A 20,731-nucleotide genomic window follows, 5' to 3' on the forward strand; every position below is an offset into this window, starting at 1 on the left:
CGGACGCTTCGAGGACCGGCCAGCGTCGCTGCAACCGGAACGCCCCTCTGCCGTTGGACATCCAGGATGAGGGTGCGGCGGGGGGCGTGTCCCGGCGACGCTCCCGGACCAAAACGCTGGAGATGCATATCGTGACGAGCGAGCAGACGAGTCCCCAGGAAGACCGGCCCGTGATCCTCCTCGTCGAGGACGAGGCGCTGACAATCATGGATCTCGGCGACGTTCTCGAGGGTGGCGGCTACGAGACGGTGCAATGCGCATCGGCCGAGCGGGCGATGAGCATCCTTCAGGCGCGGCCGGACATCTGCGGCCTCGTCACCGACGTGGAGCTTTCGGGCAAGGCCAACGGCTTCGACCTCGCCAGCTCCGTCGCCGAGGCGCGGCCGAAGCTGCCGATCCTGATCGTCTCCGGCCGCGCCGCGCCCGACCCGGCCCGGATGCCGGCCGGCGCGCACTTCATCGCCCGCCCGTGCAGCGGCGAGGACATCCTCGACCAGCTCCGCCGCCTCATGCCCTGCTGAGGCCTCATGCGCTGCTGAGCAGGGGATCGCCGCCCCGACCGTCATCCCAGCTTCACACGCCCGAGGCACAGCCGGCCGCGAACGAGGCCGGTCCCGTTTCCGGGGCCGGATTTTCGGCGTGTTCGGTCGTGCAGCGCGGGGTATGGGATGTCAGCGGCGGACGAGATCCCGGCAGCCGCGCCGGTCATCGAGAACCCGGGGCTGCCCGTGAACGGCAAGGCGAAGAACCGGAAGGACGGGCGGCCCTCTCCCGACGCGGCGCGGATCAAGCGGAAGGGCCGCGACGCCTCGGCTGAGCGCCCCGGTGAGGTCCCGGCTCCGAGCCCCGAAACGGCGGCCGCGAAGCGGCCCGGATCGAAGCCGCCGGGCGCCAAGAGCGTCGGCTGGGCGCTGGTCCAGGCGGCGCGCCTGCATCGCGCCCGCATCGGCGACCGGCTGGCGACGCTCGACCTGTTCGCCGGCCAGGAGCAGGTCGTGCAGGTGCTCGCGGCCTCCGGCACGATGACGATGGGCGACCTCGCCGCGACCTTGCGCGTGCGCCCGCCGACCGCATCGAAGACGATCTCGCGGCTCGCCGCCCTCGGCTTCGTCGAGCGGCGCGCGGAGGCCGGTGACGGCCGCATCGTGCGCGTGCGCCTCACCGAGGCGGGGCTCGCCAAGGCGGAGGCGATCGAGGGCATCTGGGACGCGGTCGAAGCGGAGCTGCTCGCCGGCCTCGACAACAAGGAGCGGCGACGCCTGCGCAAGCTCCTGCGCAAGGCCGCCAAGGGACTCGCCGAGGCCGGCGGGCTGACCGGGCACGAGACCGAGGCCGATGCGGAGATCGAGGCCGACGACGACGAAGCCGACGCGCTCGCCCCGATCCCGGCGCACTGACACGGCCGTTCGGAGCCGCTGCACACGATGGCCGCGGGCGATACGCTGCGGGCACGCCCACTCCCCTCGCCGTCGCCGTCGTGATCGCCGCACGCCTTGCCGGACCCACCGTCGCCGGCGATGCGATGCCGAGGCGGGTCGGGGCCTGCGCGACGACGGTGATTCCCGCGATCGGGAGGCGCTTCGGCGCTCCGCGGGAGCGACCGAAGACCAGGAACACCGACGACGGCCCCGGCGTCGAGCTTGGAAACGGCGTCGAAGCGTGTCCTACGTCTTCGTCTCGGCGGTCGCGGACGCGAAGGTCGGCGATCCTGTGAAGACCTGCCCGGTCTCGATCCCGAAGGGCGACGACCGCGGCAAGGTCTTCACGACGACCAACCTGCGCACGCAGGATTTCCGGACGCTCGGCGATTCCCGGCACCTGTGCGGCGGCGCCGGGCCGGACCGCCGCGAGGGCAGGTCCGGCCCGGCGAGCTAGGTCCGCGCCGGCGACGGCGGGTCGCCTATCGGCCGAGCGGCTGGATGCTGTTGGCGATCGCCTTGAGCTGCGCCGCGTACTTCGTCTCGCCGGCGGGCGAGCCCCAGTAGGACAGCATGCCGACCTTGGTCTCCGACAGCACGATGATCGACAGGCTCACCTTGGTCGGGCCGTCCTTGTCGACGCCGTCCCAGCCGAGATCGACCACGTCGAAGCCGTTGATCTTGGCTTCGGACTTCTTCTGCGACTTCGGATCGATCTTCACACCGCTCTCGGCGAAGAACTTCACGCCTTCGACGATGGCGTTCTCGAGATTCTTAAGGTTCTGCACCTCGAAAGCGACGTAGATCGACGTATCCGGGGACGTCGCCTGGGCACCCTTCTCGATTTCCTCGGGCGACCACGCGTTCGGGAGGTCGATCGTCACGATCGGCTTGGTGTCGGGCAGCTCGAACGGCTTCGCCGACGCGGTGGATGCTGGGTTTGCGAAAAGGAATCCAAGAACCGCCGTCGTCGCAATGATGTTTCTCAAGACAACCTCCCCCGTCGCCGATCGCGGCGCGCGCGAAGAGCCGTGGACGACGGTGCATCGAGAGTCGAGGGGCCTCGGAAAGGTCATACACCGCCGAGATCGATCCGGCGCGGTCGGCGATCCGCAACCGCTGGCACGAGTCCCGCATGGTGCATGGCGATCCATGCGTGCGCGCCCTCGCGGCGGGCGCCGAAACGACGGATCATCCCGAATGATATGACGGGCGGTTGACCCGGTGCCGTTTTCTTAGGCATCCAAGGGTCGTCGATCCCGCCGAGACCGGTCGCTTCAGGGAGTTGCGTTTGTCGATGTCACGGATCCGGACGTTCGCGGCCGCCGCCGGCCTTGCCCTGGCCTTCGGGATGGCGCCGGCCCAGGCGGCCAACGTCTTCCGCTTCGCCTTCCAGGGCGACATCAAGTCCCTCGATCCGTATTCGCTGAAGGAAAGCTTCACGATCGGCATGCACGCCGCGGTCTATGAGGCGCTGATCACCCGCGACAAGGATCTCAACCTCGCGCCCGGCCTCGCCGAATCGTGGGAGACGCCGGAGCCGACGCGCTGGCGCTTCCACCTGCGCAAGAACGTCAGCTTCCACGACGGCTCGCCCTTCACCGCCGACGACGTGCTGTTCTCCGCCGACCGGGTCCGGGCCGCCGGATCGAGCTTCACCACCAACATCCCGTCCGACGCCAAGTTCGTGAAGGTCGACGACCACACCGTCGACATGGTGCTGTCGAAGCCCAACCCGATCGCGGTCTACCAGTTCTCGACCTGGTACATCATGTCGAAGGCCTGGGCGGAGAAGAACAACGCCGTCGCGCCCTCGCCCGTGAGCGCGGCGTCGCCGAGCTACGCCACCCTGCACGAGAACGGCACCGGCCCGTTCGTCATCACCGAGCACCAGCCCGGCGTCCGCACCATCTTCAAGAAGTTCCCCGGCTACTGGGGCAAGGTCGAGTCGAACCTCGACGAGGCGGTGTTCACCACGATCTCGAACGACGCCACCCGCGTCGCGGCCCTGCTCGGCGGCGAGGTCGACTGGATCGACCCGGTGCCGCTGCAGGATCAGCAGCGCGTCAACGCCAGCGGCAACGCCACGGTGATGACCGGGCCGGAGCTGCGCACGATCTTCCTCGGAATGGATCAGGTCCGCGACGAGCTCAAGGATTCGAGCGTCAAGGGCAAGAACCCGTTCAAGGACGTGCGCGTGCGCGAGGCGATGTACCTCGCCATCGACGAGGACACGATCGCCAAGCGCGTCATGCGCGGGCAGGCGACGCCGACCGCCCTGATGATCGCGCCCTCGCTCTACGCGCGCTCGGCCGAGTTCAAGCGCCCGACGACGGACGCGAAGCGGGCCAAGGCGCTGCTCGCCGAGGCCGGCTACCCGGACGGCTTCACCGTCCCGATGGATTGCCCGAACGATCGCTACGTCAACGACGAGGCGATCTGCCAGGCAGTCGTGTCGATGCTGGCCCGCGTCGGCGTGAAGGTGAACCTCAACGCCCAGCCGAAGGCCAAGTACTTCGCCAAGGTGCTGGCGCCGAACTACGACACCGCGTTCTACCTGCTGGGCTGGACGCCGTCGTCGCAGGACAGCCACAACATCCTCTACGAGATGGTCGGCTGCCGGACCGATCCGAAGTCGAGCCGCGGCGGCTGGAACCTCGGCGGCTATTGCAACACCAAGCTCGACGCCATCGCCGACCAGGTCGAGGGCGAGACCGATCAGGCCAAGCGCGACGCCGAGATCAAGGAGGGCTTCGAGATCCTGCAGAAGGACTGGGCCGTCATCCCGCTGCACCAGCAGGCGCTGGCCTGGGGCGTCTCGAAGACGGTGACGCTGACGCAGCGGCCCGACAACCTCCTGCTGCTCTACTGGGTGTCGAAGAAGCCTTGAGGCGCGGCATGAACGGTTGACCCGATGCTCGCCTTCATCCTCCGCCGCCTGCTGCAATCGGTCGTGGTCCTGGCCGTCGTCGGGGTGATCGCGTTCTCGATGTTCCGCTTCGCCGGCGACCCGGTGAACCAGATCGTCGGCGTCGACACCCCGGTCTCGGAGCGGGCCGAGATCCGCAGGAACCTCGGGCTCGACGACTCCGTCGCGGTGCAGGCGGCGCGCTACGCCGCCAACGTGCTGCGAGGCGATTTCGGGATCTCGTACCAGTTCCGCCAGCCGGTCTCGCACCTGCTGGCGGAGCGGATGCCCGCGACCCTCGAGCTGGCGCTGTGCGCCACGATCTTCGCCCTCGTCGTCGGGATCCTGATGGGGGTCTACTGCGCGCTGCACCGCGAGACGGCGCTGGCCAAGCTCTTCCTGGCGATCTCGCTCGCCGGCGTCAGCCTGCCGACCTTCCTGATCGGCATCCTGCTGATCTTCCTGTTCTCGGTGACGCTCGGCTGGCTGCCGTCGTTCGGCCGCGGCGACACCGTGCGCCTCGGCTGGTGGACCACCGGCTTCCTCACGGTCTCGGGGCTCCGTGCCCTGATCCTGCCCTCGATCACCCTGGGGCTGTTCCAGATGACGCTGATCATGCGGCTCGTCCGCGCCGAGATGCTGGAGGTGCTGCGCGCCGACTACATCCGCTTCGCCCGGGCGCGCGGCCTCACCACCCGCTCGATCCATGTCGGGCATGCGCTGAAGAACACCCTCGTCCCGGTCATCACCATCGCCGGGCTTCAGCTCGGCTCGGTGATCGCCTTCTCGATCATCACCGAGACGGTGTTCCAGTGGCCGGGCATGGGCCTGCTCTTCGTGCAGGCGGTGCAGAACGTCGACATCCCGATCATGGCCGCCTACCTGCTGCTGGTCGCGGCGATCTTCGTGGCGATCAACCTCGCGGTCGACGTGCTCTACACGATCGTCGACCCGCGCCTGCGGCTGGCGGGGCGCACCGCATGAGCGCCCTCGCCGCGACGCCCTCGCGCTGGGCGCGGTTCCTCGATTCCGACGTCTTCGCGAGCTTCCGCCGCTCGAAGCTGGCGATGGCGGCGCTCGCCGTCACGGTGCTGTTCTTCGCGCTCGCCATCGCCGCGCCGTGGATCTCGCCGCAGAATCCCTACGATCCGGCCGAGCTCGACCTGATCAACTCGAACCTGCCGCCGATCTGGTCAGCGGAGGGGCAGGCGCCGTTCCTGATCGGCACCGACGACCAGGGCCGCGACGTGCTCTCGGCCGTCTTCTACGGCCTGCGCCTCTCGCTCGTCGTCGGCCTTCTCGGCGTGCTCGTCTCGGGCGGCCTCGGCCTCGCGCTCGGGCTGATCGCCGGCTACTTCGGCGGCCTCGTCGACACGGTCATCATGCGCGTCGCCGACGTGCAACTGACCTTCCCGGCGATCCTGATCGCGCTGGTCGTCGACGGCGTGGCGAAGGCTGCGGCCGGCGGCGGCCTCGACACCAACGCGACCATCGGGCTGATCGTCGTCTCGATCGGGCTGTCGTTCTGGGTGCAGTACGCCCGCACCGTCCGTTCCTCGGTGATGGTCGAGAAGAACAAGGACTACGTCCAGGCCGGGCGCCTGATCGGGCTGTCGTCGCCCGTGATCATGGTCCGCCATGTCCTGCCGAACGTGCTGGGACCGGTCTTCGTCATCGCGACGATCAACCTCGCGCTGGCGATCATCACCGAGGCGACGCTGTCGTTCCTCGGGACCGGCCTGCCCGAGACCATGCCGTCGCTGGGCACTTTGATCCGCACCGGCAACCGCTTCCTGTTCTCCGGCGAGTGGTGGATCGTCGCCTTCCCCGGCCTGGCGCTCGCCGGGCTGGTGCTGGCGATCAACCTGCTCGGCGACTGGCTGCGCGACGCGCTGAACCCGAAGCTGCAATGACAGAACCCGTCCTCTCCGTCCGCGACCTGCGCGTCGAGTTCGCGACGCGGCGCGGCATCCTGAAGGCGATCGACGGCGTGTCCTTCGACATCGCCCGCGGCGAGATCCTCGGCGTCGTCGGCGAATCCGGCGCCGGGAAATCGGTGACCGGCGCGGCGGTGATCGGCCTGATCGACCCGCCCGGCCGGATCAGCGGCGGCGAGATCCGGCTCGGCGGCGAACGCATCGACGACCTGCCGCCCGAGCGGCTGCGCCGCATCCGGGGCCGGCGCATCGGCATGATCTTCCAGGACCCGCTGACCAGCCTCAACCCGCTCTACCGCATCGGACGGCAGATCATCGAAACCGTGCAGACGCATACCGACCTCTCGGCCAGGGCCGCGCGGACGCGGGCGATCGACCTGCTCGCCGAGGTCGGCATCCCGGCGCCCGAGCGGCGGATCGACGGCTATCCGCACGAGTTCTCCGGCGGCATGCGCCAGCGCGTGGTGATCGCCCTCGCCCTGGCGGCCGAGCCTGAGCTGATCATCGCCGACGAGCCGACGACGGCGCTCGACGTCTCGGTGCAGGCGCAGATCATCACCCTGCTCAAGCGCCTCGGGCGCGATCACGGCACCGCCGTGATGCTGATCACCCACGACATGGGCGTGATCGCCGAGGCGGCCGACCGGGTCGCGGTGATGTATTCCGGCCGCATCGCCGAGATCGGCCCGGTCCGCGCCGTGGTCGGCGACCCTCTGCATCCCTACGCCAAGGGCCTGATGGGCGCGATCCCGACGCTGACGCAGGAGACCGGGCGGCTGGCGCAGATCCCCGGTGCGATGCCGCGCCTGACCGCGATTCCCGCCGGCTGCGCCTTCAACCCGCGCTGCCCGAAGGTGTTCGACCGCTGCCGCGTCGAGCGGCCCGACCCGATCCCGGTGGGCGGGCACCGCGTCGCCTGCCACCTCTACGATCGCGCCGAGGTGGCGGCATGAGCGCGCCCGCGCCGTACGTCGAGGTCGAGGGCCTGCGACGGCTGTTCGACGTGTCGAAGCCGTGGCTCAACCGGATGATCGAGCGGCAGCCGAAGCAGTGGCTGAAGGCGGTCGACGGCGTCGCCTTCACGATCGAGCGCGGCGAGACCTTCGCCCTGGTCGGCGAATCCGGCTCCGGCAAGTCGACGGTCGCGCGCATGGTGGTCGGCCTCCTTCCGCCGAGCGCGGGCGACGTCCGCATCACCGGCGTCTCGATGACCGATCCGGCGCAGAATGCAGCCCGCCGCCGGCTGCGGCGACGCATCCAGATGGTGTTCCAGGATCCCTACGCGTCGATGAACCCGCGCTGGCGTGTCGGAGAGATCGTCGCCGAGCCGATCCGGGCCTTCGACCTGATCCGGGGCGAGGCGGCGATCGCCGACCGCGTCGGGGAGCTGCTCACGCTGGTCGGCCTGCATCCCGACGACCGGGTGAAGTACCCGCACGCCTTCTCCGGCGGGCAGCGCCAGCGCATCGCCATCGCCCGCGCGCTCGCCTCGGAAGCGGAGTTCCTGGTCGGCGACGAGCCGACCTCGGCGCTCGACGTGTCGGTGCAGGCACAGATCCTCAACCTGATGCGCGACCTGCAGGACCGGCTCGGGCTGACCTACCTGTTCATCAGCCACAACCTCGCCGTGGTGCGCCACATGGCGACGCGGATCGGCGTGATGTATCTCGGCCGCGTCGTCGAGATCGGCGGCGGGCGCGAGCTGTTCACGCATCCGAAGCATCCCTACACCCGGATGCTGCTCGACGCGGTGCCCGACATCGGCCTGACCGGGCGGCAGCGCACGCCGGTCTCCGGCGAGATCCCCAACCCGATCGACCCGCCGCCGGGCTGCAGCTTCAACCCGCGCTGCCCCTTCGCCGACGACCGCTGCCGGGCCGAGGTGCCGGCGCTGATCGATGGCGTCGCCTGCCACGCCTATCAGGAAGGGCGGCTGACCTGACCGCCTGCCCGATGGAGTTCCGATGACATCCAGCGCGCCGTCCGACATCCTCGAAATGAGCGCGGTCGCGCTGTCCGCCGCGATCCACCGGAAGGCGGTGTCCTGCGTCGAGGTGATGCAAGCCGCGCTCGCGCGGATCGCGCGGTTGAACCCGGCGGTGAACGCGATCGTCGCGCTGCAGGATCCGGACCGCCTGATCGCGGAAGCCGCGGAACGCGACGCCCGCCTCGCCCGCGGCGAGAGTGCCGGCCCGCTTCACGGGTTTCCCCTGGCGGTGAAGGACTTCGATGCGGTCCGCGGCCTGCCGTTCACGCAAGGCTCGCCGATCTTCCGCGACCGGATTGCGCCGGCCGACTCGATCATGGCGGGACGGCTTCGCCGCGGCGGAGCGGTCTTCACCGGCAAGACCAACGTCCCGGAATTCGGCCTCGGCTCGCACACCTTCAACCCGGTCTACGGCGCCACCGCCAACGCCTACGACCAGAGCAGGTCCGCGGGCGGCTCGAGCGGCGGCGCCGCGGTATCGGTGGCGTTGCGCATGCAGCCGGTGGCCGACGGCAGCGACCATGCCGGCAGCCTTCGCAACCCGCCGGCCTTCAACAACCTGTTCGGCCTGCGCACCAGCTACGGCAGGATCCCGATCGCCGCACCGGACGTGTTCACGCCGGGCTTCGGCGTCTCCGGCGCGATCGGCCGCTCGCCGGCCGATATCGGCCTGATGCTGTCGGTTCAGGCCGGCGCCGACACGCGCGTGCCGTTCTCGATCCCGCAGGATCCGGCGATCTTCGCCGAGGATCTGAAGCGCGATTTTTCCGGCACGCGGATCGCGTGGCTCGGCGACCTCGACGGGCAGCTGCCCTTCGATCCCGGGGTGCTGGAATGCGGGGTCGAGGCGCTATCGGCCTTCGAGGCGGTCGGCTGCCGCGTCGAGCACGCCCGGCCCGCCTTCGACATGGAGCGGCTGTGGCAGGACTACGTCCTGCTGCGCGCCTGGATGAATGCGTCGAGCCTCCGCCCGCTCTACGACGACCCGGCGCACCGCGCCCTGCTCAAGCCCGAGGCGATCTGGGAGGTCGAGCGGGGATTGGCCCTCACCGCCGACCAGATCAGGTCGGCGCAGGAGGGCCGCACCGCCTGGTACGAGGCCGTGCGGACCTTCATGGCGCGCTTCGACTTCCTGGTGATGCCGAGCGCGCAGGTGTTCCCGTTCGCGATCGGCCTCGATTGGCCGAAAGAGGTCGGCGGCCGCACGATGGATACCTATCACCGCTGGATGCAGGTGGTGATCCCGGCGACCATGAGCGGCCTGCCGTCCCTGAACGTTCCGGCCGGGTTCGGCCCCGGCGGGCTGCCGACCGGCATCCAGATCGTCGGCCCCAACCAGGGCGAGCTGGCTTGCCTGCAGCTCGGCGCCGCCTACGACGCGGCGGCCGGCTGGGTCTCGCGCCGGCCGCCGCCGCTGCTCGGGGCATGATCCCGACCCTTCGACCCGAAGCCCTGCAATCCTGAGACGCACCGGACGCGATCACCCGTTCGGCCGGTTGCAAGCGTTCGTTGCGGCGCGGACACAATCGGGGTTTTTGCGGCCCCAACGGGATGAAACGCGGGCGGAGCGCGGTTCGGCGTGTCTATAAGATCGGCCATGAGCAATGCGGTTCGCCCCTCCTCGAAGCCGCGTGCGGCTTATCTCGCCCTCCCCCTCGCGATCGGCCTCGGCGGATCGGCCCTCGCCGCCGACCTCGGCGCGATCATGCCGCGGGCGGTGCCGACCTTCGCGCAGGTCGATCCCGACACCTGGATCGTGACCCTGACCGGCAACCTCCAGTTCACGCCGCGCTATCCCGGCTCGGAGGACTACACGGTGATCGGCTACCCGGCGATCGACGTGCGCCGCGCCGGCGAGCCGCGCCGCTTCTCCGCGCCCGACGACGGGTTCAGCTTCTCGCTCTACGACAACGCGGTGTTCCGCATCGGCCCGACCGCGCGTTTCGTGCCGGGCCGCTACTACGGCGACGACCGCCGGCACCTGTTCGGCTTCCGCGATGCGCGCTTCGCCGTCGAGCCGGGCCTGTTCATCGAGTTCTACCCGATCCCGTCGATCCGCACGCGGGTGGAAGTCCGGCAGGGCGTGTACGGGCACCACGGCACCGTCGGCTCGGTCGGGGCGGACTACATCCTGCCGGTCGACCGCTTCCAGTTCTCGATCGGACCGCGCCTGAACATCGGCGACGCCTCCTACGCGCGGAAGTACTTCGGCGTCACCGCCGACGAGGCCGCCGTGAACGGTCGCGTCGCCGCCTACGACCCCGGCAGCTTCTTCTCCGCGGGCGTGCTCGGCGCGGTCACCTACACCCAGGACGCGACCTGGGCCTATACCGGCTACGCCGGCTACTCGCGCATCCTCGGCTCCTCCGGCGACAGCCCGCTGGTGCGGCGCCCGTTCGGCAACCCGGACCAGTTCCTGTTCGGCCTGAAGGTCGACTACTCCTTCGCCACGCGGTCCTGGTTCTGAGCGCGCGCCGACCGTCGGCGCGTCCGGCAGACGGCCCCTCCTGCCGCACCGACGTCCGAGGCGGCTCGCCGGCGACCGTGGGCGTCGGCCGGAGCGTCGGGCGCCTGCATCGAGAATAGTGAGGCTCGGCAGCCATGGAGGCCGATCGCCCACGGGCGGTGACTTGATTTCGCGTCCGCACGCCAAGCTCGTCGATCGCCTGCATTGACCCGCAGGCCGGTCTCGGGCGACACGACCCGATGCAATCCTTCTTCCGCGTCACGGCCTGGCTCGTGGTGGCCGCGCTCGTCTTCGTCACCCTGTCGCCGATCGACCTGCGGCCGTCCGTGGCGCCCGCGAACGTCGAGCGCGCGCTCGCCTACGGCACGCTCGGAATGCTGTTCGCCCTCGCCTATCCGTGCCGATGGCTCGTCGTCCTCGTCGGCGTCGTCGCCCTCGCGGCCATCCTGGAGCTCGGGCAGGGTCTCACCCTGACCCGGCACGGCCGCCTCGCCGATTTCGTCGTCAAGGGCGGCGCGGCGATGCTCGGGACCGGCCTCGCCATCGCCACCACCACGCTCGTGTCGCGCCGCGCACGCTCCTAGAGCGCAGCGGTCAAGCCGCTTGCACCCGGGCGACGCGGCGGGTACAGCACGCCACCCGGTCGAACCGTTCGCCGCCCGCGCGATGCGCGGCGCCGACGCTTGCCGGGCACGGAGGGGTGGCCGAGTGGTTGAAGGCGCACGCCTGGAAAGTGTGTATACCGGAAACGGTATCGCGGGTTCGAATCCCGCTCCCTCCGCCACGGACCGCTGACTTTCGGTTTTTCGCCGTCTCCCGGGGCACGGCGCCCTCGGTCTCGAGCGTCGCTCGACCGTGGCGTTTGTCTCGCATCATACCGGCAATCCACAACGTCTCGGCGGGGCGGGCAGCAACAGCGACTCCGACGACTGGCCGAGCCGTCGCGATGGCATCCTGCCGATGCGCCGGCCCGACGAGGGCTCGTCGGGCCGCGCCGACGCATTCGGCACGAAATTTCCGGCTTCGGAGGGCCGAGGTGCGCTGGAGCACCCCGAAGCGGCTGCGTCGGGCGCAGGAAACATTCGTGCAACCCGCGGCGCCTACCGTGGGTGCGTTCGATGACCCGACGACGGCGAGGCAGCACAGATGACCATCGCGACCCGGCTCCTGCGTCTTCCCGTCGTCCTCGTGGCCCTGGCCTTCGCCGTCACGCCGCTCGCCAACCCGCTCCTCCTGGCATTGGCCGCCCTCGCGACCGGCCTGCTGCTGGCCTATCGCTGCCTCGCCGACCTGCTGTCGGCGGAGCACGAGTCGACGGTCGGCCAGACGGTGTTCCGCCACTATCTCTGAGCCGGCCCGGTTGCCGCGCGCGGTGGGGATTTCCGAGCGCTACGAGACCGCGGTCAGCTTGTCGGCCATCGATTGCGCCTTGTCCCGGCGCGACGAGAACGCCATCGTGTAGAACACGCGCTGCACGCCGATCTGGCTCAGCCGCTCCTCGCACAGCTCGATCAGCCGGCAGATGTCGGCGAGCTCGCCCTCGATGTTGGTGCCGTTGGCATGCATCTCGGCGTCGAGCCCGCTCGTCTCCAGGATCGTCTTGATCTCGCGAACGTAGGGCGAGACCGAGGGGCCGACGCCCATCGGCACGATGCACAGATCTGCAACAACCTTCATGAACTTGTCCTCGGTGGCGGGCGCGGGGTTATGTCCGGCTGCAACGCCCGCTACATAGCGAGCCAGACCGCAGGAAACCGGCACCGCGCCGTTCTGGCCGAACCGTGCCGCGTTTCCCAGCCCGACCCAACCCCCAACCCAACCGACTGTCGATGGAGATCTCCGTGACCGACCCCAAGCGCCGCGCCTCCCTGGCGGCCGTTGCCGCGGTGGCGCTCGCCTGTTTCGCCGGCGGCGCCGAGGCGGCCCAGTGCGGCAACTCGGCGAGCGGCTTCGAGGCCTGGAAGACCCAGTTCGCCGAGGAAGCCCGCGGCCGGGCGAGTGCCGCGAGCCTCGCCGCCCTGCAGGAGACCTCCTACTCGACGCCGACCATCTCGGCCGACCGCGGCCAGAAGAGCTTTAAGCTCTCGCTCGACCAGTTCCTGGCCAAGCGCGGCGCCACCACCATCGTGTCGCGCGGGCGGGCGCTCAAGCGCCAGAACGCGGCGCTGTTCGCGCAGATCGAGCAGCGCTACGGCGTTCCCCCCGGCCCGCTGCTGGCGATCTGGGGCATGGAGACCGGGTTCGGCGCGGTGCGCGGCAACGTCAACACGCTGTCCGCGGTGGCGACGCTGGCCTACGATTGCCGCCGCTCGGCCTACTTCACCGACCAGCTCTATGCGGCCCTCACCCTGGTCGACCGCGGCCTGATCACGTCCGCCACGCGCGGCGCGGCCCACGGCGAGGTCGGGCATACCCAGTTCCTGCCCAAGAACGTGCTGACCTACGGCACCGGCGACCTCAACAACGTCGGCGCGGCGCTCAGCTCGACGGCGAACTTCCTGAAGGGTCACGGCTGGCAGGCCGGCGCCGGATACCAGCCCGGCGAGCCCAACTTCGCCGCGCTCCAGGGCTGGAACGCCGCCTCAGTGTACCAGCGCGCCATCGCCCTGATGGGCCGGCAGATCGACGGGGACTGACCTCGGCGATCGGACAGGCCGCCACGGCGACGAACCCTGGCCGAGAACGGCCACGATTCGTCGCCGGTTAACCATAAAGCCGCCCCACAAAAACCGGGCGGGCTGAGCCATCTCACCGCTCGGCCGATCGGGCCGGGAGGGTGCGGATCGGCCCGCTTGCACGGATACGTCCGGCAGTCGCGGGATCGGATCGACGGCATCCGTTTGGAAACAGGCGGTGCCCGCATGGTCGAAGATCCTTCCTCCGGCCCACAGGTGCAACGGTTTCGGTCGAGCGCGAGCCTGCGCCGCGTAGCGCTGAGGGCGGCCTCGGTCGCAGCCGTCGCCGCCCTCGTCTCGGGAAGCGTCGTCCTCGGCGGCCTGCGCACCGCACCGACATCGGACCCCCTCGTCGCCTCGGCCGGCGCCGTGCCCGGCGCGATCGCTCAGGACCCGGCGCCGACGCTCGGAGCGGAAGCCCGCGCGCGGTGGCGGGAAGCCCTGCTCGAAGCGTTCCCCGACTGGTCCGCCGAGCGCCCGCAGGCGCCGCCGGAGCCGGCGACCCCGTTCGCGCAGCAGGAGCCGGTCTCGCAGGACGCGCCGCCTCCGGGCGCGCCGCCTGCTGCCGAGCCCAACCTGCTGGCGCAGACCGTGCCGCTGCCGGTGCCGCGGCCGCCGGAGTTCCGGCGCCCGATCGGTCCCGAGACGACCCGCCGCGCCGACCGGCAGGCGTCCCGCCGCAGCCGGACGGCGCAGATCCCGGCGCCCGCCCCCGACGATCGCAATTTCCTGGAGAAGTTCTTCGGCATCGAGCGCACCGCGACGCCGGCGTTGGCCTATGCCGCACTGGAGACGCCCTCCCCCGCGAAGCTGCCGCGCCAGCGGATCGTGCCCCCGGCCAACCCCGACCCGGCGGCGGTCGCGATCTACGACATCAGCGCGCGGATCGTGACGCTGCCCAACGGCACCAAGCTCGACGCGCATTCCGGCCTCGGCGAGATGATGGACGACCCGCGCAACGTCCACGTGCGGATGCGGGGGGCGACGCCGCCCGGCACCTACGACCTCACCGAGCGCGAGGACCTGTTCCACGGCGTCCGCGCGATCCGGCTCACGCCGGTCGGCGGCACCGCCGCCGTCTACGGCCGGGTCGGGCTCCTCGCTCACACCTACATGCTGGGGCCGACAGGGGCCTCGAACGGCTGCGTGTCGTTCAAGGACTACCAGGCCTTCCTGCAGGCCTACCTGCGCGGCGAGGTCCAGCGCCTCGTCGTCGTGCCCGGCCGCGGCCAGGACGCACCGCCGAGCGTCGCCCAGCAGAGCCCCCCGGCTCCGGCCCCGACGCCGGGCCGTTCGGCCCGGCTCGGCAACGACGTGTAGGGGTGCCGCTTCAGAGCGGCACCACGGGGCCCTTCTTCGCCGACAGCCCGTCGATCAGCTTCGGATCGAGCTTGGTGTGGGCCTGGACGAGCGCGTGCGGCGTCAGCGCCATCCACTGGCGCAGGGACAGGTCGGCGTAGCGCGGGCTCTTGAACATCTCAAGGAAGGTCAGCGGCGTGTCGCCGGTGTTCTCGATGTAGTGGCCCATGGCGAACGGCACGTAGCCGACGTCGCCGCCCTGGTAGTCGAAGGTCCGCGCCTTCGACTCCGAGCCGAACACCGTCATCCGCCCCTTGCCCGAGAGGTAGTACTGCCACTCGTCGCCGTTCGGGTGCCAGTGCAATTCCCGCATCGCGCCGGGTTCGAGCTCGACCAGCGCCGCGGCGATCCTCTCCGAGGCCGGGAAGTTGGTTGAATCGGTGATCCGCACCGTTCCGCCCTTCGTGCGGATCGGCTCCTGCGCCAGCATCCGGTGGCTGAACGACTTCGGGATCGGCCCGGCGCCCCCCATCCGGTCGCCCGCCAGCGGGCCGGGCTTCGGGCCGGGGAAGATGTAGAGCTCGCGCTCGGGGATGTTCGCGAAGGCGCTTTCCGGCAGGCCGAAGTTCTTGGCAAGCACCTCCTTCGGGGTGTGCGCCAGCCAGTCGGTGATCAGGAAGGTCGAGTCTTCCGAGAAGCCGCCATCGTCGAACACCAGCAGGAACTCGCAGCCGTCGACGTCGGATTCCAGCGCCTGGATCGAGTGCGGGATGCCGGAGGGGAAGTACCACAGGTCGCCCTCGCCGACGTCGTCCGCGAAGGTCCGCCCGTCCGGATCGATGGCGGTGATCCGGGCACGGCCCTTGATCATGTAGGACCACTCGGCCTCCTTGTGCCAATGCATCTCACGCACCGCGTTGGCCTTCAGGCGCATGTTCACGCCCGCCATCGCCTTCGAGATCGGCAGCTCGCGCACCGTGGTCTGCCGGGCCCAGCCGCCCTCCTCCAGGCGCATGTGGCTGTCGGCGAACGACCATTTCAGGTTCGGCATCGTGCCGTGGTCGGTGGCGGGCGGCGCGACGGTATAGGGATCCTCGGCCTCGCGGGCGGGGTTGCGCGGCCCGAGGATGTCCGCCCCCTTGCCGGCGCGCTCGGGCATCGGCCCTTCGGCGGCGCGGGCACCGCCGGCGGCGAGCGCGGTGCCGGCGGCGATCAGGGTACGGCGTGAGATGTCGTTCATGCGGCCTGTCCGTGGATGCGATGGGTCGTGCGCCGTCGCCCGGCCCGGGTCCGTCGGTGGATCGTCGGCGTGGCGACGGCGTGCGCGGCAGGACAAGCCGCATGGTTGCGATCCGATCCCGCCATTCCCGGCATGGCTGCAACGCGTGGCGGGCGAACCTGTCCGAACGGTCATCTTCCCGCGATCTCCCGGTCATCCGGGCGGGTGCAGGATGCGGACGACCGAATGATCGAGGGCAGCCCGACCGTGACCGTCCAAGCCCATTCCGCCCCGTCCCGGTCCGCGCTATGGACCGAACCCATGCGGCTCCTGATCATCGAGGACGATCGCGAGGCGGTCTCCTACCTCGTCAAGGCGTTCCGGGAGGCCGGGCACCTCGCCGACCACGCGACCGACGGCCTCGACGGCTACGGCCTCGCCTGCGACGGCGCCTACGACGTGCTGATCGTCGACCGGATGCTGCCGAAGCTCGACGGGCTTTCGCTGATCCGCTCCCTGCGCGAGCAGAGGGTGACGACGCCGGTGCTGATCCTGTCGGCGCTGGGGCAGGTGGACGACCGGGTGAAGGGCCTGCGCGCCGGCGGCGACGACTACCTGCCGAAGCCCTACGCCTTCTCGGAGCTGCTCGCCCGCGTCGAGGTGTTGGCCCGGCGCGGCGGCTCGTCCGTCGCGAGCGCCGAGGCGACCGCCTACCGCGTCGGCGACCTCGAGCTCGACCGGCTCTCCCACCGGGTGACGCGGGCGGGCCAGGACGTCGCCCTGCAGCCGCGCGAGTTCCGGCTGCTGGAGTACCTGATGCGCCATGCCGGCCAGGTCGTGACCCGGACCATGCTCCTGGAGCACGTCTGGGACTATCACTTCGACCCGCAGACCAACGTCATCGACGTGCACGTCTCGCGCCTCAGGGCCAAGCTCGACAAGGGTTTCGGCACGCCGATGATCCACACGATCCGCGGCGCCGGCTACATCCTGCGCGCCGACGAGGCGCGGCCGCCATCATGATGCCCGCGAGGACGGATCGAGCCCGCGCGATCGCCGGCATCCTCGTCCCGTGACGCCGCACGTCCCGACCCCGGACAGCGCCTTCGTCCGCATCCAGAAGCTGTTCCGGACGACGGCGTTCAAGCTGTCGATCGCGTACCTCGTCGTGTTCGCGGCCTGCGCCGGGGTGGCGCTCGGCACCATCGCCTGGAGCGCCCGTCGCGTCCTCGACGACCAGATCGTCTCGACGATCGACGCCGAGATCAACGGGCTCGCCGAGCAGTACAACGGCGGCGGCCTGCGCCGGCTGATCTCCGCGGTCGAGCGAAGGGCGGCCGAGCCCGGCGCCTCGCTCTACCTCGTGACCACGGCCAACGGCGACCACGTGGTCGGCAACGTCGGCGACCTGCCCGCGAGCGTGCTGGCGACGCCGGGACAGGCGGAAACCGTCTACGGCCGCAGCCGCGAGACGCAAGAGCGCGAGACCCATCGCGCGATCGTGCGCATCTTCACTTTGCCCGGCGGCTTCCGGCTGCTCGTCGGCCGCGACGTCGAGGAGCGCGACCGCCTGCGCGGGGTGATCGCCAGCACCTTCGGCACCTCGCTCGCGGTCGTGGTGCTGCTCGGCGTCATCGGCGGCTGGGTGGTCGCCGGCCGGGTCCTCAAGCGGGTCGACGCGATGACCGAGACCGCCGGCACCATCATGGCGGGCGATCTCGGCCGCCGCCTGCCGGTCGCGGGCAACGGCGACGAGCTCGATCGCCTCGCCCAGAATCTGAACCTGATGCTGGAGCGGATCGGCGAGCTGATGCGCGGCCTGCGCGAGGTCTCCGACAACATCGCCCACGACTTGAAGACGCCGCTGACGCGCCTGCGCAACCGCGCCGACGAGGCGCTTCGCGGCGAGCGCTCGCCGGACGCCCTGCGCGCGGCGCTGGACGGGGTGATCGAGGACAGCGACGGCCTGATCCGGGTGTTCAACGCGCTCCTGATGATCGCGCGGCTCGAGGCGGGCAACGCTCGCGAGATGATGGCGCCGTTCGATCTCGGACCGTCCGTGCGGGCGATCGGCGAGCTCTACGAGGCACTGGCCGAGGAGCGCGGCCAGCGCCTCGACGTGTCGGCGCCGGACGGCCTGATCGTCGACGGCAACCGCGAGCTGGCGGGGCAGGCGCTCGCCAACCTCCTGGACAACGCAATCAAGTACGGCGCCGAGGCCCGCGGCGGGTCGCCGGGCGGGATCGTGATGGCGGCGTCGCGGATCGGTGCGGAGATCGTCGTCACGGTGGCCGATCGCGGCCCGGGCATCCCGGAAGCCGAGCGCGGGCGCGTCCTCGACCGCTTCGTGCGCCTGGAGGACGCCCGATCGGCACCGGGCTTCGGCCTGGGCCTGAGCCTCGTCGCCGCCGTCGTGCGCCTGCACCAGGGGCGCCTGACGCTGGAGGACAACGCGCCCGGCCTGCGCGTGGCGATCGCCCTGCCGGCGGCGGGCGCCGCGAACCGGCAGAGCCCGGACGCTCCGTCGGAGGGCGGGGCCTGATCGCGACGGCGACCTTCGCCGGCTGGGACAGGGCGGCCTGCGCGACGAAGCGCGGACCAACCGGCCCGCGATCGTCACCCGCCGGTGCGTCGGCCGGCGACCGGCACCATGCTGGGATGCGCGCCCTCAGCTCTCGGCGGTCGCTTCGTCGGTCTCCGAAGCCGCCTCGTCCTCGGACGCGTCCTCGTTCTCGAGTTCCGCATCGGCCTCCGCATCCGCGTCGGCGGACGTCGCCTTGGCGATGCTGATGAAGTCGCCCCGGCGGATCGCCTCGCCGCCCGAGGCCATGGTGCTGAGGTAAGCGTTCAGCGTGGCCGGCGCGACGTCGGGCAGGCGCTGCGCGATCTGGGCGGTGGACAGGCCCTGCGGGCCGGCGCTTTCCAGGAGGGCGCGGAGCCGGCCCTTCGCCGAGTTCGCCCGGGGCCCGCGCGGGCCGCGCGTCGAGGTCTGGCCGGGCGTCGCGACGCGCTCGGCGCTCCTTCGCGCCGGGCCGTCGCCGAGCGACACGGCGGCATCGAGCGGCGTGTTGTCGACGATCGACCGCAGCGCCCCTTCGGCCATCTGCAGCTTTGCCAGCTCGGTCCCGATCCGCTCGTACTCGGCCTGAAGGAGATCACGGCGCTGGCTGATTTCCGCAAGTGCCTTCGTGATGGTGTGATCTTCTGCCATGGCCGCCTCTACTCTCGAATGGGGGCCATAACTCATAGGCGCCAAGACGGGTCAAGACCGGCAAGGGCATTGCCATCTGTACGTCAGGAAAACCGCCCTGCGGATGCCGACGCCCTGGCCTGAGGCCGCGGACCGGGTAAGACACGATCGCCGGGCCGCTGCGACGAGCCCGGCGCTGGAACGCATGCGATGACCGAAGACCCAGCCGCCGGCCCCCACGTCTCGATCGACGCGATCGCCGCGCGCTTCGAGCGCTGCGCCGCCACCATCGGGGTCGTCGGGCTCGGCTATGTCGGCCTGCCGCTCTGCCTCGCGGCGACGGAGGCCGGCTTCGCCGTCGTCGGCTTCGACATCGACGCCGACAAGCCGGCGATGCTGATGCGCGGCGAGACCTATCTTGAGCACATTCCGGCGCCGGCGGTGGCGGCGATGGCGGGAAGCGGCCGCTTCCGCGCCACGACCGATTTCGACGGTCTGGCGCAGGTCGACGCGATCCTGATCTGCGTTCCGACGCCGCTCACCCGGCAGCGCGAGCCCGACCTGTCGTTTGTGCGCACGACCACGCAGGAGATCGCGAAGCGCTTGCGGCCGGGGCAGCTGGTCGTGCTCGAATCCACCACCTGGCCGGGAACGACCGATCAGGTCGTGCGACCGCTGCTCGAGGCGCTCACCGGCTATCGCAGCGGATCGGACTTCTTCCTCGCCTTCTCGCCCGAGCGCGAGGATCCCGGCAACCGCGCCTTCAGCACCGCGACGATCCCGAAGATCGTCGGCGGCGACGGCCCCGCGGCGGCGCGGCTCGCCGAGGCGCTCTATGCGCCGTTCGTCGCCCGCACGGTGATGGTGTCGTCCACCGCGACGGCGGAGGCGACGAAGCTCACCGAGAACATCTTCCGCGCCGTCAACATCGCCCTGGTCAACGAGCTGAAGGTGATCTTCGACGCGATGGGGATCGACGTCTGGGAGGTCATCGAGGCGGCCAAGACCAAGCCGTTCGGCTTCACCCCGTTTTATCCGGGCCCCGGCCTCGGCGGGCACTGCATCCCGATCGATCCGTTCTACCTGACGTGGAAGGCGCGCGAGTTCGGGATCGCGACGAAGTTCATCGAGCTCGCCGGCGAGATCAACCAGCAGATGCCGGGCTTCGTGCTCGACAAGCTGATCCGCGCCCTCGACACCCACGCCGGACGCGGCCTGTCGGGCAGCCGGATCCTCATCGTCGGCCTGGCCTACAAGAAGAACATCTCCGACATCCGCGAGAGCCCGGCGCTCAGGCTCTGGTCGATGCTGGAGGCGCGCGGCGCGCGGGTCGCCTACCACGATCCGTTCGTGCCCGCGGTTCCCGCGACGCGGGAATACAGGACGCTACAGGGCGCGAGATCGGTCGCGCTGACGGACGGGACGCTGGCGTCGTTCGACGCCGTGCTGATCGTGACCGACCACGACGCGGTCGATTACCCCGCGATCTGCGGGAGCGCCTGGATCGTCGTCGATTGCCGCAACGCGCTTCGCAGCCGCGGGCTGACCGCGAAGATCGTGATCTCGGCGTGATGGCGGCGCGGTCTTCCCTCCCTCCTTTGCGGGAGGGGAAACGCACCCGACCTTCCGGT

The 20,731-nt window shown here is 70.5% G+C and carries 21 protein-coding genes and 1 tRNA gene; 18 read left to right on the top strand and 4 right to left on the bottom strand.

The window, feature by feature from the left end; genetic code table 11:
- Positions 1-122: 122 nt before the first annotated feature.
- The 3 genes from FV227_RS00740 (at position 123) to FV227_RS00750 (ending at position 1,875) form a co-directional block, all read left to right on the top strand.
- The gene (locus tag FV227_RS00740) at positions 123-521 is read left to right on the top strand and encodes a response regulator (RefSeq protein ID WP_147725563.1); all 399 of its coding nucleotides are present in this window, start codon (positions 123-125) and stop codon (positions 519-521) included.
- Positions 522-668: 147 nt separating this feature from the next.
- Positions 669-1,397 carry a MarR family winged helix-turn-helix transcriptional regulator gene (locus FV227_RS00745; RefSeq protein WP_246686335.1) on the top strand — a complete coding sequence of 243 codons (729 nt, stop codon included), beginning with the start codon at positions 669-671 and terminating at the stop codon, positions 1,395-1,397.
- A 262-nt stretch (positions 1,398-1,659) separates the two neighbouring features.
- Entirely contained in the window at positions 1,660-1,875 is a 216-nt protein-coding gene (locus FV227_RS00750; protein ID WP_147725564.1) for a hypothetical protein, read from the top strand.
- A gap of 25 nt (positions 1,876-1,900) precedes the next feature.
- Here the strand turns inward: FV227_RS00750 and FV227_RS00755 are convergent, their stop codons facing one another.
- On the bottom strand, positions 1,901-2,407 hold the full coding sequence (locus tag FV227_RS00755; protein ID WP_147725565.1) for a hypothetical protein: 507 nt from the start codon (positions 2,405-2,407) through the stop codon (positions 1,901-1,903).
- A gap of 308 nt (positions 2,408-2,715) precedes the next feature.
- On the opposite strand from FV227_RS00755, the gene FV227_RS00760 reads away from it, so the two are divergent.
- The 10 genes from FV227_RS00760 to FV227_RS00805 all read left to right on the top strand — a co-directional run bounded on the left by FV227_RS00760 (position 2,716) and on the right by FV227_RS00805 (position 12,067).
- Positions 2,716-4,308: an ABC transporter substrate-binding protein gene (locus FV227_RS00760; protein ID WP_147725566.1), complete on the top strand. Its 1,593-nt coding sequence runs from the start codon at positions 2,716-2,718 to the stop codon at positions 4,306-4,308.
- Between the two features lie 24 nt (positions 4,309-4,332).
- Positions 4,333-5,310: an ABC transporter permease gene (locus FV227_RS00765; RefSeq protein ID WP_147858104.1), complete on the top strand. Its 978-nt coding sequence runs from the start codon at positions 4,333-4,335 to the stop codon at positions 5,308-5,310.
- Positions 5,307-6,239, top strand: a complete 933-nt coding sequence (locus FV227_RS00770) for an ABC transporter permease (RefSeq protein ID WP_147725568.1) — start codon at positions 5,307-5,309, stop codon at positions 6,237-6,239. The genes FV227_RS00765 and FV227_RS00770 overlap by 4 nt, the downstream gene beginning before the upstream one ends.
- Positions 6,236-7,216 carry an ABC transporter ATP-binding protein gene (locus FV227_RS00775; RefSeq protein WP_147858105.1) on the top strand — a complete coding sequence of 327 codons (981 nt, stop codon included), beginning with the start codon at positions 6,236-6,238 and terminating at the stop codon, positions 7,214-7,216. The genes FV227_RS00770 and FV227_RS00775 overlap by 4 nt, the downstream gene beginning before the upstream one ends.
- The gene (locus FV227_RS00780; RefSeq protein ID WP_147725570.1) at positions 7,213-8,205 is read left to right on the top strand and encodes an oligopeptide/dipeptide ABC transporter ATP-binding protein; all 993 of its coding nucleotides are present in this window, start codon (positions 7,213-7,215) and stop codon (positions 8,203-8,205) included. The genes FV227_RS00775 and FV227_RS00780 overlap by 4 nt, the downstream gene beginning before the upstream one ends.
- 22 nt (positions 8,206-8,227) lie before the next feature.
- Positions 8,228-9,679 carry an amidase gene (locus FV227_RS00785; RefSeq protein ID WP_147725571.1) on the top strand — a complete coding sequence of 484 codons (1,452 nt, stop codon included), beginning with the start codon at positions 8,228-8,230 and terminating at the stop codon, positions 9,677-9,679.
- Between the two features lie 168 nt (positions 9,680-9,847).
- On the top strand, positions 9,848-10,717 hold the full coding sequence (locus tag FV227_RS00790) for a MipA/OmpV family protein (RefSeq protein WP_147725572.1): 870 nt from the start codon (positions 9,848-9,850) through the stop codon (positions 10,715-10,717).
- 239 nt (positions 10,718-10,956) lie between these two features.
- Positions 10,957-11,301: a hypothetical protein gene (locus FV227_RS00795; RefSeq protein ID WP_147725573.1), complete on the top strand. Its 345-nt coding sequence runs from the start codon at positions 10,957-10,959 to the stop codon at positions 11,299-11,301.
- A 110-nt stretch (positions 11,302-11,411) separates the two neighbouring features.
- Positions 11,412-11,501 (top strand) — tRNA-Ser (locus tag FV227_RS00800).
- Positions 11,502-11,863: 362 nt separating this feature from the next.
- A complete protein-coding gene (locus tag FV227_RS00805; RefSeq protein WP_147725574.1) occupies positions 11,864-12,067 on the top strand; it encodes a hypothetical protein in 204 nt (67 codons plus the stop codon).
- Between the two features lie 39 nt (positions 12,068-12,106).
- Here FV227_RS00805 and FV227_RS00810 read toward each other — a convergent pair whose 3' ends face one another.
- A complete protein-coding gene (locus tag FV227_RS00810; protein WP_147725575.1) occupies positions 12,107-12,394 on the bottom strand; it encodes an MTH1187 family thiamine-binding protein in 288 nt (95 codons plus the stop codon).
- A gap of 191 nt (positions 12,395-12,585) precedes the next feature.
- Here FV227_RS00810 and FV227_RS00815 point away from each other — a divergent pair, with 191 nt between their 5' ends.
- Both FV227_RS00815 and FV227_RS00820 read left to right on the top strand, forming a co-directional pair.
- Positions 12,586-13,353 carry a lytic transglycosylase domain-containing protein gene (locus FV227_RS00815; protein ID WP_243935479.1) on the top strand — a complete coding sequence of 256 codons (768 nt, stop codon included), beginning with the start codon at positions 12,586-12,588 and terminating at the stop codon, positions 13,351-13,353.
- A gap of 225 nt (positions 13,354-13,578) precedes the next feature.
- The gene (locus FV227_RS00820) at positions 13,579-14,712 is read left to right on the top strand and encodes a DUF2778 domain-containing protein (protein ID WP_147858106.1); all 1,134 of its coding nucleotides are present in this window, start codon (positions 13,579-13,581) and stop codon (positions 14,710-14,712) included.
- 10 nt (positions 14,713-14,722) lie between these two features.
- Here FV227_RS00820 and FV227_RS00825 read toward each other — a convergent pair whose 3' ends face one another.
- Positions 14,723-15,931 carry an oxalate decarboxylase family bicupin gene (locus FV227_RS00825; protein ID WP_147858107.1) on the bottom strand — a complete coding sequence of 403 codons (1,209 nt, stop codon included), beginning with the start codon at positions 15,929-15,931 and terminating at the stop codon, positions 14,723-14,725.
- A 300-nt stretch (positions 15,932-16,231) separates the two neighbouring features.
- On the opposite strand from FV227_RS00825, the gene FV227_RS00830 reads away from it, so the two are divergent.
- Complete coding sequence (locus tag FV227_RS00830) at positions 16,232-16,933, top strand: response regulator transcription factor (protein WP_147728662.1); 702 nt, start codon at positions 16,232-16,234, stop codon at positions 16,931-16,933.
- A gap of 49 nt (positions 16,934-16,982) precedes the next feature.
- A complete protein-coding gene (locus FV227_RS00835; RefSeq protein ID WP_147858108.1) occupies positions 16,983-18,452 on the top strand; it encodes a HAMP domain-containing sensor histidine kinase in 1,470 nt (489 codons plus the stop codon).
- Between the two features lie 126 nt (positions 18,453-18,578).
- On the opposite strand, the gene FV227_RS00840 is transcribed toward FV227_RS00835, so the two are convergent.
- Positions 18,579-19,121 carry a hypothetical protein gene (locus FV227_RS00840; RefSeq protein WP_147842204.1) on the bottom strand — a complete coding sequence of 181 codons (543 nt, stop codon included), beginning with the start codon at positions 19,119-19,121 and terminating at the stop codon, positions 18,579-18,581.
- Positions 19,122-19,310: 189 nt separating this feature from the next.
- On the opposite strand from FV227_RS00840, the gene FV227_RS00845 reads away from it, so the two are divergent.
- The gene (locus FV227_RS00845) at positions 19,311-20,672 is read left to right on the top strand and encodes a nucleotide sugar dehydrogenase (RefSeq protein ID WP_147858109.1); all 1,362 of its coding nucleotides are present in this window, start codon (positions 19,311-19,313) and stop codon (positions 20,670-20,672) included.
- Positions 20,673-20,731 lie beyond the last annotated feature (59 nt).

The sequence above is a fragment of the Methylobacterium sp. WL119 genome (assembly GCF_008039875.1).
Lineage (GTDB): Bacteria > Pseudomonadota > Alphaproteobacteria > Rhizobiales > Beijerinckiaceae > Methylobacterium.

Coding starts and splice junctions, on each gene's coding strand:
- FV227_RS00740 (WP_147725563.1), top strand. CDS start 123: ATGCATATCGTGACGAGCGAGCAGACGAGTCCCCAGGAAGACCGGCCC.
- FV227_RS00745 (WP_246686335.1), top strand. CDS start 669: ATGTCAGCGGCGGACGAGATCCCGGCAGCCGCGCCGGTCATCGAGAAC.
- FV227_RS00760 (WP_147725566.1), top strand. CDS start 2,716: ATGTCACGGATCCGGACGTTCGCGGCCGCCGCCGGCCTTGCCCTGGCC.
- FV227_RS00765 (WP_147858104.1), top strand. CDS start 4,333: ATGCTCGCCTTCATCCTCCGCCGCCTGCTGCAATCGGTCGTGGTCCTG.
- FV227_RS00770 (WP_147725568.1), top strand. CDS start 5,307: ATGAGCGCCCTCGCCGCGACGCCCTCGCGCTGGGCGCGGTTCCTCGAT.
- FV227_RS00775 (WP_147858105.1), top strand. CDS start 6,236: ATGACAGAACCCGTCCTCTCCGTCCGCGACCTGCGCGTCGAGTTCGCG.
- FV227_RS00780 (WP_147725570.1), top strand. CDS start 7,213: ATGAGCGCGCCCGCGCCGTACGTCGAGGTCGAGGGCCTGCGACGGCTG.
- FV227_RS00785 (WP_147725571.1), top strand. CDS start 8,228: ATGACATCCAGCGCGCCGTCCGACATCCTCGAAATGAGCGCGGTCGCG.
- FV227_RS00790 (WP_147725572.1), top strand. CDS start 9,848: ATGAGCAATGCGGTTCGCCCCTCCTCGAAGCCGCGTGCGGCTTATCTC.
- FV227_RS00795 (WP_147725573.1), top strand. CDS start 10,957: ATGCAATCCTTCTTCCGCGTCACGGCCTGGCTCGTGGTGGCCGCGCTC.
- FV227_RS00805 (WP_147725574.1), top strand. CDS start 11,864: ATGACCATCGCGACCCGGCTCCTGCGTCTTCCCGTCGTCCTCGTGGCC.
- FV227_RS00810 (WP_147725575.1), bottom strand. CDS start 12,394: ATGAAGGTTGTTGCAGATCTGTGCATCGTGCCGATGGGCGTCGGCCCC.
- FV227_RS00820 (WP_147858106.1), top strand. CDS start 13,579: ATGGTCGAAGATCCTTCCTCCGGCCCACAGGTGCAACGGTTTCGGTCG.
- FV227_RS00825 (WP_147858107.1), bottom strand. CDS start 15,931: ATGAACGACATCTCACGCCGTACCCTGATCGCCGCCGGCACCGCGCTC.
- FV227_RS00830 (WP_147728662.1), top strand. CDS start 16,232: ATGCGGCTCCTGATCATCGAGGACGATCGCGAGGCGGTCTCCTACCTC.
- FV227_RS00840 (WP_147842204.1), bottom strand. CDS start 19,121: ATGGCAGAAGATCACACCATCACGAAGGCACTTGCGGAAATCAGCCAG.
- FV227_RS00845 (WP_147858109.1), top strand. CDS start 19,311: ATGACCGAAGACCCAGCCGCCGGCCCCCACGTCTCGATCGACGCGATC.